The organism is Labilibacter marinus (genome assembly GCF_001659685.2).
GTDB lineage: Bacteria > Bacteroidota > Bacteroidia > Bacteroidales > Marinilabiliaceae > Saccharicrinis > Saccharicrinis marinus.
In genome coordinates, this window is sequence record NZ_LXYE02000035.1 from 105,770 (window position 1) to 118,019 (window position 12,250).

A 12,250-nucleotide genomic window follows, 5' to 3' on the forward strand; every position below is an offset into this window, starting at 1 on the left:
TAAAAAATGCGCATATTTTCATTCATCTTATTAATCCTATTTACATCGCTCAACGCGCTAACGGCACAAGAGCAACCCAATATTGTTTGGATAACCACCGAAGATAATTCGGCCAGGTGGTTACGTTTGTACGATGCCGAAAACGGAGTGCCTATGCCCAACGTTGAAAAACTGGCAAACCACGGATTGGTATTTAACCATGCTTTTTCAAATGGTGCGGTTTGTTCAGTAGCCCGAAGCACACTCCTAAGTGGTTGCTATGCCACTCGCACCGGAAGTCAGTTTCATAGGCATGCATTTGCGGTTCCTTTTCCAGAGGGCTTAAAAAGTTATCCTGAGTATTTTAAGGAAGCGGGATATTACACGGCCAACTGTGCTAAAACCGACTACAATTACAATGTTGACATTCATGAAATATGGGATGCCTGCTCTAAAAAAGCATCTTATCGAGATAGAAAACCAGGTCAGCCATTCTTTCAAGTGTATAGTTTACAAGATACGCACGAAAGTCGCATGCATAAACTCTGCGATGAACGAGATGAAGCTACCTTAATCACAAAACCAAATACCGTAAAACTTTATCCTTATCATCCTAATACATCCACTTTTAAAACGTCGTACGCCCATTATTACGACAAACATAGAGACGATGACAAGCGCATTGGAGCTATCCTTAAAAAGCTGGAAGATGATAACTTAATGGACAACACCATTATATTCTATTATGGCGATCATGGTGGAACATTACCTCGATCAAAAGGATACATTTATGAAAGTGGATTACAAGTTCCGTTTGTGGTTTATATTCCCGAGAAATGGAAACATCTTTTTCCTGCAGAACCAGGATCTAGGGTGGATGGTTTTGTTAGTTTTATAGACTTTGCTCCTACCGTTTTGCATTTAGCAGGTATTGATATCCCTAAACAAATGGATGGCAAAGCATTTTTAGGAAAAGGAATTTCTCTGAATAAACTCAACAAAAGAAACGAGACTTTTGGACATGCTGATCGTTTTGACGAGAAATACGATTTAGTGCGTAGCTACCGCAAAGGAAAGTTTAAATACATGCGAAGCTATCAACCATTTAATATAGATGGTTTGTATAACAATTACAGGTACAAGCAGACTGCTTACCGCGAATGGAAAGAACTATACGATGCAGAGAAACTGAATGATATTCAATCGGCATTTTTTGAAAAAAGAGCACCCGAGGCTTTGTATGATATCGAAAACGATCCGCACGAAACGGTTAATTTGGCAGGTCATCCTGAATATGCCAAAGCATTAAAAAATATGCGAGGCGAGCTTAATAAAATAGTGAGTTCTAATAATGACTTAAGTTTTTATCCCGAAGCATATTTAGAAAAAGAGGCTGGTAAAAATCCCGTTAGTTTCGGTGTTAATCATCAAGCAGAAATTAAAACGCTTATTGCAATTGCTGACCTACAACTAAAACCATATGGAGAAGTTAAAGGCAAAATCCAACAGGCCTTAGAATCTACAAATCCTTGGAAACGTTACTGGGCTTTAATAGTGTGTAGCACTTTTGATAAAGAAGCTGCTGAATTTATTCCTCTAATTAAAAAGATAGAGAAAGAAGATACTGAAGTTTTAGTTAGGATGCGGGCATTAGAGTTTTTGGCTCTAACTAAAAATATTGATCCGCAGCTTCCGCTACAAAAGCTGGTAAGCTCAACGCAAAATCCTTTAGAAATACTATTAATTCTAAACTCAGCTACACTTTTAAAGACATTGGAGCCTGATTTAGAATTTACATTGAATAGAGAAGCCATCATAGAAACTGCAAATGAGGATCGTTATAAAAAGGATTGGTTAACCAGAAGAGTCGATTTTCTTCAAAAACAGTAAATCTCAAAAATCTAATATTAAGAAGAATAAAAATGAAGACAAATATAATTTTCGGTTTGATAGCAGCTGCACTTACTTTCTGCTCTTGCAGCAATAATTCAAGTAAAATTGTTGATTCAATCAAAACAAAAGAATATCAGCCTAATTTCGAATCATTAAGTCAACACGAGGCTGCTCCAGAGTGGTTTCAAGATGCTAAATTAGGCATGTACTTTCACTGGGGACCGTATAGTGTTCCGGCCTATGGTTCGGCATGGTACCCTGCCAACATGTATTTAAAAGGCAATAGAGTAAACGAATTTCATGAAAAGAATTTTGGCCCCATTGATGAGTTCGGTTATGAAGACTTTATTCCAATGTTTACTGCGGAGCATTTTGATGCTGAAGATTGGGCAGACCTTTTTCAGATGACAGGAGCTAAATTTGCTGGTCCAGTAGCCCAACATCATGATGGTTTTGCCATGTGGGATAGTGAAATTAATCCATGGAATTCGGTTGACATGGGTCCTAAACGAGATATCACAGGCGAAATGTTTCAAGCACTACGTAAAAGAGATATTAAAACCATAGCTACACTACACCATGCTCGTAACGGTCAGCGTAATGCAAATACACCTGAGTATTGGGGCAAAAACGGCTTTAACAGTCATTACCCATATCATCCCGATCTACCCACAGCAACAACAGATCCTAAACTTCGTAAGCTATTCGGAAACTGGGAAAATATCGACGATTTTAACCAATATTGGTTAGATCAGGTGATTGAGGTGGTAGACAAATATCAACCAGATATTCTTTGGTACGACTCATGGCTAAACATGATTCCTGAACAGAAGATAAATGAGATGGTGGCTTATCATTTTAATAGCGGACTAAAAAACAAGCAAGAAGTGGTGGTTTGTAGCAAACATCAGGATATCCCTTGGGAATATGGCATTGATGATATGGAACAAGGTGGTCGCAGAGATATCTATCCATTGCCTTGGATGACTGATATAACGCTAGGTAACAGCCGTTGGATGTACGTTGAAGGAGAAAAATATAAAGACGCTGCTTTGGTGGTGCGCAATATGATTGATGTATGGAGTAAAAATGGTACAGTTTTATTGAATGTTTCACCTCGTGCTGATGGTGTGATTAATCAGCAACAGCGTGATATACTAAAAGACATTGGAGCATGGATGAAAGTACACGGCGAAGCGGTTTATGGTACTCGTCCGTTTCATATTTTTGGGTACGGTACAGCCAATGCTTCAGATGCATCTCACGATGGTCAGTCGGCTAAAATAAAATACTCAGCTAAAGATGTTCGTTACACTATAGCCAAGGATAAAAAGTCGATGTACGTATTCTTTTTAGGCGTACCTGAAAGCGGAAAACCAATTAAAATGAGAGCTATTGGTGGATTCCATCGCAATCAACCACCTTCTCCAATTAAGAATATAAAATTAATGGGTTCTGACGCAAAAGTAGAATGGAAACTCACTCCACAAACTTTGTTGATTAATATGCCAGAGGTAGAATACAACCCTATCGCTACAGTTCTAAAATTAGAACTAGAGTAGATTGCGATTAGCAGTTAAGGCTTTATTTGTAGTTGGAGTGTGGCATTTGTTTGGTGCATATAGCCACACTCTAACATTGTAAAACATAAAAAACACCCTACCACCAATACTCCTTGTGCAATATTTACTACCTCTTGTGCAACTTTAATTAATTCTTGTGCTATTTAAAGTAGTCCTTGTGCAGTTTTTTACACTCCTTGTGTCGTTAATAGTCGTCCTTGTGCAATTTTTATTAGTCCTTGTGCAGTTTTCTCACCCGTTTTTAACTTTTATCCTCTTTTAAGAGTTTAACAGAAAACCATCCTAACAAGGCAATTACAACTAACATAATAGCCCAAAGCCAATATTTAGAAATTATATTTTTAGCTGGCTCTACTTCAACTGATTTTGTTAAGGTGTGCTTACCCAGCGTAACAAAGTAACTATCCTGAGGAATTCGATTTATAAAGCGCTGAATATCATAAACAGGTTTACGCGCTGTTTCATTGCCATAGCAAAGTATGTATTTTCCTGGTTTTGCAAAACGAATAGTCATTACATTGGTATAACCCGTTACTTCAATTAAGCCAATATTTAAAGGCTCATTTTCTTTGTTTTCGATGCGCAATCTTAGGTTATTGATTGTTCTACTTTTTATGGCAAACTCATTCTTACCTAAAGAATTTAGAGTACCAAAAGCTAAATTCTCGTAGTTATAAATCCATCCTGTTTCAGTTTTCACACTATCTTTTAAATAAGATAAAGTTACAGGGCGATAATAATCGAACTCATCTTTTACCTTTATTTTAATTTTAGATATGCGTACACTTTTATCCAATTGAGCAAATACTTCTGTAGTGTGGTTTTTATCATTTTCAACAAGGCGAGTATTTTTAATGGTAAACTTTCTCTCTTCACCTTCCTTAACCACTGCATGAACCAGTTTAGCATTCTTTAGTCGTGGATTTTTATTGCTTGGTATTTTCAAACGAAAAAACTCAAAATTAGCATTTGGAAAACTCAACTTTGAAAAGTGATAATCGGTCATTTCATTTTTAATAGAAACAATGCGATAATCGCTTAAAACCGTAAACCACTCTTTCTGGTTATGACTTCCTTCTAACTGCACATTCCAATCATAGTTGTCCTTCTTAAAATCGAGTTTAATTTCATTAATCGCCATCTCTTTACTTAGCTGAAAAGTATAATAGTAGGCCGATTTATTGCGTGTTTTATTTATAATAGCAAATTCCACTTCTTCATAATCATAAGCCGTTGCCTTTTCTGATAAAACATATGGCGCTTCAATGGTATCTTCCCTGCCGGTAACCCCAATTACTCTCAGGTCACTTAAGTCTTGATTTATGAATGGGTATATATCATCCGGCAATGTCAATTGATGCCAAAGACTATCCACTCCAACAATCTCTCGTTGGTATTTATAATCTGACTGTTGAGCAAAAATATGGCTCGTAATAAAACTCAGAATAAATATATAAATGACTCTTTTATTCATTGGATACAGGTTTGTACTTGTTATACAAAAACGATATAATAAGCAATAGAAGACCTAAGGCTACAAAAACAATAATTTTTTCAATGGTGCGTAAATTCACTAAATCGTAGAAAAATAATTTTAATAAAGTCAAGCCTAGCAAAGCAATAGCCGATATCCTTAAATGTGCTTTATTCTGACGAATACCTACAACAATTAAAAACAATGCATAAACACCCAATAAAATACTCAAGGCTGTTTTGTAGGCCGATTCCACTTCATAAATAGACAACCAAGTTATTAGTTCATTAGCCAACAAAACTAAGATAGTAGCATGAATAAACAGTTCGAATCCAATTTTTATGTGCTTTGCAACCTGTACATTTTTAAAGTTTAAATATCCAGTGTAAATAGTTAGTCCAACCAATAAAATACTCACATAACGTACTGCCACATGAAAGAAACTTATTTTATAGTATTGTGCGTTTTCTTGACTTACAAAGCTATCTCTTAACTCACCTAAAGTATAAATACCGTTAGTTATAAACAGAAACATAGTAAGGCTGGCTATAATAACCATAGCATAGGTAAATGTTGTATTCTTTATTTTTTTAACATTGACAATAAAGCCCAACGCAGCAAATAAAAAGGTGTAGTTAAAAAGCCACATCGTTTTAAATTTATTGATGTCGAAGTTTTTAACAAAACCATCATAAGTAGATTCATCTTTCTTTATATCAATCCAGGATTCTACAAACTTTGTATCCCAATACAAACTAATTTCAAGATGTAAAGCATAGTAAATTACAAATACCAGAACGGCTGGAAGCGCATAATATATAAATGAAGATGACTTTGGGTAATCCTTTAGCGAAGCAGCATATTTGCCCGATAAATATTGCATATAACCATAAGCAGCTATTGCTACAATGGAGGTTAAAAAGTAAATATTTATCACATTCGATTCAATAGTTTCTTTAGCGTAATAACTCACTTGATAACCTTCAGCCCAATCGTGCAATAAACTTCCGAAAGCAATTAACATCAAAGGATAAGCCATTACCTCGTACAAAGAAACTTGTTTTGTTTTCCCTATCCAATACAACAAAACTGCCTGACATAACCAAAGTAAAGTAACCCAGTTTCCATCCAATTGTACAGGAATGGCTATAGTAACAAATACCAGCACCAAGCCAACTACAAAATAAAATAAGTTTCTATCTGCCAATTTCTTCTTATGAATAAATAATCCGACCATTAAATGAATCATTCCATTGACCAAAGTATATAGCCCAAGAAACTGATCATAAACTTCGTTGGTACTTAAAAGAGCATAGCCAATTCCATAAAAAATAAATGAATTGGAAAGCAACGGTATTAAATCAAATTTTTTGAACGTTTCGTTTTGGTTTATTTTATAGGCTAAAAAAGTAATGTAGAACGAAATAAAGAATATGCTAGCAAAAACTAAGGCAAGCGAAAACTGCATATCAAAATCAAAACTAGAGAAGTACCAGGAAAAATATATTAACCAGGTTAAACCAAAGGATACATAGTACAAGGGTTTCCAATATTGTTTAAAGGAAACAACTAAAATACCAATGTTAATAATGGCCATATACGTAAACAAAACTAAGGCATTACCACTTTCGTTACTCAATAAAAACGGCACTGCATACGCTCCAACCATACCTATGTGAGCAATAACCTGCCGTTTATACGACAAGGCAGCAATTACCGTAAAGATGGTAAATACCACCATCAAAGCAAAGGTTAAAAACTGAGGTATTAATCCAAAGAAGCTATAAGCTGCATAGGTGATAAAATACATGGTAGTCATCGCTCCACTCACCAAAACAGCACTATAATTTTCGTACTTAGCGCGTAATTTCATACCCACTAATAACAAACCAATACCACTTAGGTAACCTAGTATAATTCTTCCTAAAGGACTGATTAGATTGTTATCGATAGAATATTTAGTACCGATAGCAATACCAATAACCAATATGGCAATACCAACTTTATTCAATAAATTTTCGCCAATAAATTTCTCTAAGCTAATTGAGTTTCTGCTCTTTTTATAATCAGCCAAAAGTTTTTCACTATCTATGGCTTGAGTGGGTTTCGAAACAGGAATCTCCTGAACTGAAATATTGTCATCAGGCAATTCCAATTTACTAACCTTAGGAGTTTCTGTATCATCAATCATTTCTTTTACAGATGAAACCTCCTCTTCTTTTTTGAGTTCTCTAAGCTGCTTTCTAAGTTCAGCTACATCCCTCGAAAACTCAATTTGCTGGTTCACTAGTAAGTCTAGTTTATGCTCCAACTGGTTAATCTTTTCACTTGAGTTATTCATATATAGATTATCTGGTTCTTGGTTTTCTTAGCGCAAAGTACAAATTTTGGATAACATCGTTTTTTAACACAAAATAATCTTAAACGATTAGCGTTTTTATAGCAAACTATTTTACACTATTTTTACGGCTCATTCTATAATCTGACATGAAGAAGTTTAAACTACATATATTACTTATTGAAATCATCATTTCCATTTTAATTCTAAGCTGTTCGGGAGGCAAGAAAGTTTCTCAGGCGCAAAAGGCATTTGAAATTGGAGAATACAATAAAGCAGCAGCTTTGTATAAAAAAGCTTACTCAGGAGAAAAAAATAAATATAACAAAGGTGAGTATGCTTATTTTATGGGCGAATGTTATCGCATCACCAACCTGCCAACAAAAGCATCGTCCGCTTATTCAAAAGCAGTTCGTTATAACTACCCCATACGAGAAGCCCGTTTATATATGGCAGAAAGCTACCGTAAAGCAGGAAAGTTAGAAAAAGCTATACCTGAATATGAAGCCTATCTGGAAGAAGTTCCTGCTGACATACGAGCGCAAAAAGGTTTAGCCTCATGTATGATGTTGCAAAAAGGCCCTAAAGAAAATAGGTACATCGTTGAAAAAATCAAGAAGTTAAGTAGCAAACACAGCGACTATTCACCTGCTTATGCAGGTAAAGAATATGATTATGTCGTATTCTCATCCATGCGAACGGAAGCCAAACAAAGAAGGAAAAACCGAATTACGGGTCAAGGTGTTTCAACTATTTATTATTCTAAAATTGATAGTAAAGGTGAATGGACCGATCCGGAAGCTTTTGATGAGCCTATCAATAACAAAGCTTTTGATGATGGTGCACCCAATGTAAGTGCCGATAACAAAACTTTATATTATACCCGTTGCAGGTTTGATAACGAAAAACCTATGGGTTCTGAAATTGTTTTTTGTAGTAGAAGTGGTGGTAAATGGTCTGAACCAACGGCTATATCTATTGGTGACGACAGCTTAGTTGTCGCACACCCTGCCATCCATCCAGACGGTGAAATACTTTATTTTGTGAGCGATAGAGAAGGTGGTTTTGGAGGAAAAGACATCTGGAAAACCAAAAAAATGGGTGATGGTAAATGGGGTGAACCTAGTAATATGGGTTCTGCTATCAATACCAAAGGGGATGAAATGTTTCCATACGTAAGAGAAAATGGCATATTCTATTTTAGTTCAGATACACACGTTGGATATGGAGGCTTGGATATTTTTAAAGCAGTGCCAGATGAAGAAAAAGAGTGGATTGTTTCTAACATGGGCGCTCCATTAAATTCCAATGGCGACGATTTTGGAATGACCTTTAAGGGAAAACAAGAGGAAGGTTTATTCTCCAGTTCTAGAGGTAGTTCTAAAGGAATAGACAACATTTATAGTTTTCTACTTCCCAAATTGCACTTTACCCTTAACGGCTCCATTAAAAATGTAAATGATGAGTTTGTTGAAGGTGCTTACCTAAGGCTAATTGGTAGCGATGGAACTACCATGAAGATTAACGCCCCAACAGATGGTTCGTTTAAAGTAAAACTAAAACCAGAAACCGATTACGTTTTTTTAGTAGCCGCTCAAGGTTACCTCAACGAAAAAGTAAAGTTTAGCACTTCAGGCGAAGTAGATGATAAGGATTATGGCTTTGATGTGATTTTAAAGAAACCCAAAGTTAAAATTGAAAATTAGGATGAGTGTGTTATATTTTTGTAATTGAGAATGGACTCAATCACTTTTACGGGCTTTGCTAAATTATTATAATAATCTTGCGCAAGATGTTCTAAACCATGTCTATATTCATCATCTTTCAATATAAAACTTAGCTCTTTTTCTAGTACTTCCTCATCTTTTACCACATGTAAGGGAAATTTAACCATATCAGTAGTTGGTAAAAAATTGCTCAAGGGTGTAGAAACGATTGCCTTACCCATTGCCAAATACTCACCTAGTTTCCAACCATGACAATCGTGAACAGCAGGCGTATTAAAAGCAATAGCCGACTTTTTAGTTTTTTGCAAATAAGTATTTACATCCATCTTTTTAGTAAAAACGAAGCTTTTATAAGTTTCAAAATCAGGATGAGATGTTTTAGCAAAAAAACCACCTTCAAAATTTACATTTAACTTTTTACAAGCTTGGACAAATTTTAATCGCATGGGGTTTGTAGTTTTTAGGCAATTTTTATGTGGCCATAAGCGACCAATCATAAACACATACGACTCTTCATCTTTATCCAACTGATCCTTTTTATACTCGTAGGATGCGATTAAAGGACGTTCAAATTGATCCATATAATCTTCGTAATGCCTTTTAAACTTAATATGCGGGGTTCTGTTACTTTTTAAAAAGTTAAGAATACAATATTTTAAGGTATCTATCTTATTCCAAATCTTTATCCCAAACCCTGGAGGTATAGATATTAACTTGCTTTTATCTTTTACAAAATCTTTGTGAATATTAATTTTAGCATAAACATCACACCAATCATATGCATATTCATCTACTATCGTTTTATCCCAGAAATCAACTATATACTTAGAATACTCAACCCCATCATAAATAACAAAGGCCAGATAATGATCGTAGATTTCATGATCGTTTCTTTTTTTTAACGATTTAAAAGCTTGGGCTGAAAAACGCACGCTATCCTTACCAAAATAATCATACAAACCTTGAATATAATATGAGGCATATAAAACTTTTACGGTCGGATCAATGTAAATTGTATATCTCGATTTCATAGGATTTGCAACAGTAATTTTATCTAAAACTAATAGAAATTATTGATCTGAAAATAAATGTAAATGCAAATAAATTTATATTTTCAACAAACTCATGGCTAAACGTATGACATGATGTGGAATTTGCTTTTTGGCGGTTTCATATATTTCTTGCAAAGAAGCATTGGGTTGATGATTCAAGATTTCCTTTACCTCCATCAATTCGTAAGGCATTACATATTGCTCAATATCAACAGCCACTCCTTTTTCGAATAGAGTTGCTAAATGCGAATACACTGTAATTACATTTATGCCTTGCTGCGAAGCGATTATCTCGGGAGACAATCCTTTTTTATATAACTCATAGGTCTTTTGAAAGGCAGGTTTAGCCTTATTACTTTTTTCACCTAAAAAGGCTTTAATTTCATCTACAAAAGCTTGCCCATATCTATCCCACTTGGTATTTCCAACTCCAGAAATATCTTTCATCTCCCATTCGTTCGTTGGTCGTTCCTCCACCATCTCTGCCAAGGTAGCATCCGAAAATAAAATATATGGAGGCACACCTTGCTGAACAGCCATCGTTCGTCGTAACTGACGTAGGCGTTCGAACAAACCTTTTTCTTGCTGGAAAGCTGGTGCCACAACACGCTTTTTAGGTTCAGGTTTTTTCTCCCGTTTTATTTTCTCATCTAAACGATGGAGCATTACTTTTCCACCCTCAAACAAAACCTCATTACTCAAAGGTGTTAAGGCCAAAATACTTCCTAACTGATAATCGATCTTCAGGTAACCTAAACTCACCAATTGATTAACTATACGCTGCCAATCATCTGTAGAAACATCAGCTCCTGCACCAAATGTTTTTATACTATCCAATTTACCTGCAACCACATCGGGCGTTCTATTACCCGTCATTACATGTGGTAAAATATTTTGAGGTAGTTTGTTTTGCAATCTGGCTACAGCCGATAATGCTTTTTGAGCCAATAAGGTGCCATCAAATAAAGATTGACTTCCTTTACAATTATCGCACTCGCCACAATTATCTTGGGTCCATTCTCCAAAATAATTGAGCAGAAGTTTTCGTCTGCAATGGTTCGATTCTGCCAAATGCAGCATTCTATCTAAACGCGCATTTAATATTACTTTTCGCTCTGACTCATCGTTAAATCCAGCCAGTATATTATAGTCCTTACCACCATAAAACAGCAAGGCATGGGCTGGCATTCCGTCTCTACCACTACGACCTATCTCTTGATAATATCCTTCTATATTTTTGGGTAAATTATGATGCACTACCCATCTAACATTAGATTTGTCAATACCCATTCCAAAGGCAATGGTAGCGCAAACCACACGAATTCTATCATTAATAAAATCATTTTGAACTCGATTTCTAATCTCTGCAGGCATACCCGCATGGTAAAAACCTGCGGCAATACCGTTGCTTTTTAAGTAGCGCGATAAGTCTTCTGTATTCTTTTTACTCAAACAATAGATAATTCCTGATTCTTCTTCTCTTCGTTGAATAAAGTTTAAGATTACCTCCTTACGTTTATAGGCAGGTCGTGCCTCAATAAAAATATTTGGCCGACTAAACGAATCTTTAAATATGGCAGGTTTATGCAGCTTTAACTGAACTACAATATCGTTTTGTGTTAAAGGGTCAGCTGTTGCAGTTAGCGCCATTATTGGCACCTCTTTAAATTGTTTTTTTAAATAGCCCAGTTTTTTATAATCAGGTCTGAAATCGTGCCCCCACGAGGAGATACAATGCGCCTCATCAATGGCAATTAAATTCAAATTAAGCTGCAACAGGGTGTAATAAAAACTCTCTGAGTTCATTTTTTCAGGTGATACATAGAGCAATTTTATTTTTCCATCAAGCGCTCTTTTTATCACATCTGCCTGTTCCGATTCCGTTAATGAGCTATTGATAAACTCAGCAGCCACACCGTTTACCTTAAGTGCTTCCACCTGATCTTTCATTAAAGCGATCAATGGAGAAACCACAACGGTAACTCCCGGTAAAGTAAGTGCTGGTATTTGAAAACAAATAGACTTCCCTCCTCCTGTTGGCATTAGTACCAAACTATCCTGTTTGTTTAAAACAGCTTCCACCACCTTTTCTTGAGTAGGTCGGAAACTGCTATAACCAAAAACATCTTTTAATATTTGCTTTGCTTGTGAAATAGCCATGGCGCAAAAATATCTAAAATTTAAAAGCTTTTTAATAAAAGTTG

Annotated in this window: 7 protein-coding genes; 3 read left to right on the plus strand and 4 right to left on the minus strand. The window is 35.6% G+C overall.

What is annotated here, in order from left to right:
* The first annotated feature begins 6 nt into the window (after nt 1-6).
* The gene (locus tag A8L32_RS14775) at nt 7-1,869 is read left to right on the plus strand and encodes a sulfatase family protein (RefSeq protein ID WP_075590864.1); all 1,863 of its coding nucleotides are present in this window, start codon (nt 7-9) and stop codon (nt 1,867-1,869) included.
* A gap of 32 nt (nt 1,870-1,901) precedes the next feature.
* Nucleotides 1,902-3,434: an alpha-L-fucosidase gene (locus tag A8L32_RS14780; protein ID WP_083631355.1), complete on the plus strand. Its 1,533-nt coding sequence runs from the start codon at nt 1,902-1,904 to the stop codon at nt 3,432-3,434.
* 262 nt (nt 3,435-3,696) lie between these two features.
* On the opposite strand, the gene A8L32_RS14785 is transcribed toward A8L32_RS14780, so the two are convergent.
* Complete coding sequence (locus A8L32_RS14785; RefSeq protein ID WP_075590865.1) at nt 3,697-4,929, minus strand: DUF3999 family protein; 1,233 nt, start codon at nt 4,927-4,929, stop codon at nt 3,697-3,699.
* Entirely contained in the window at nt 4,922-7,270 is a 2,349-nt protein-coding gene (locus tag A8L32_RS14790; RefSeq protein WP_075590866.1) for a DUF2339 domain-containing protein, read from the minus strand. The genes A8L32_RS14785 and A8L32_RS14790 overlap by 8 nt, the downstream gene beginning before the upstream one ends.
* A gap of 146 nt (nt 7,271-7,416) precedes the next feature.
* Between A8L32_RS14790 and A8L32_RS14795 the strand changes: the two genes are divergently transcribed.
* The gene (locus A8L32_RS14795; protein ID WP_075590867.1) at nt 7,417-8,973 is read left to right on the plus strand and encodes a PD40 domain-containing protein; all 1,557 of its coding nucleotides are present in this window, start codon (nt 7,417-7,419) and stop codon (nt 8,971-8,973) included.
* On the opposite strand, the gene A8L32_RS14800 is transcribed toward A8L32_RS14795, so the two are convergent.
* Together A8L32_RS14800 and recQ are read right to left on the minus strand one after the other, a co-directional pair.
* The gene (locus tag A8L32_RS14800; protein WP_075590868.1) at nt 8,970-10,025 is read right to left on the minus strand and encodes a hypothetical protein; all 1,056 of its coding nucleotides are present in this window, start codon (nt 10,023-10,025) and stop codon (nt 8,970-8,972) included. The genes A8L32_RS14795 and A8L32_RS14800 overlap by 4 nt on opposite strands.
* 75 nt (nt 10,026-10,100) lie before the next feature.
* Nucleotides 10,101-12,206: a DNA helicase RecQ gene (recQ, locus tag A8L32_RS14805; RefSeq protein WP_075590869.1), complete on the minus strand. Its 2,106-nt coding sequence runs from the start codon at nt 12,204-12,206 to the stop codon at nt 10,101-10,103.
* Between the last annotated feature and the right edge of the window lie 44 nt (nt 12,207-12,250).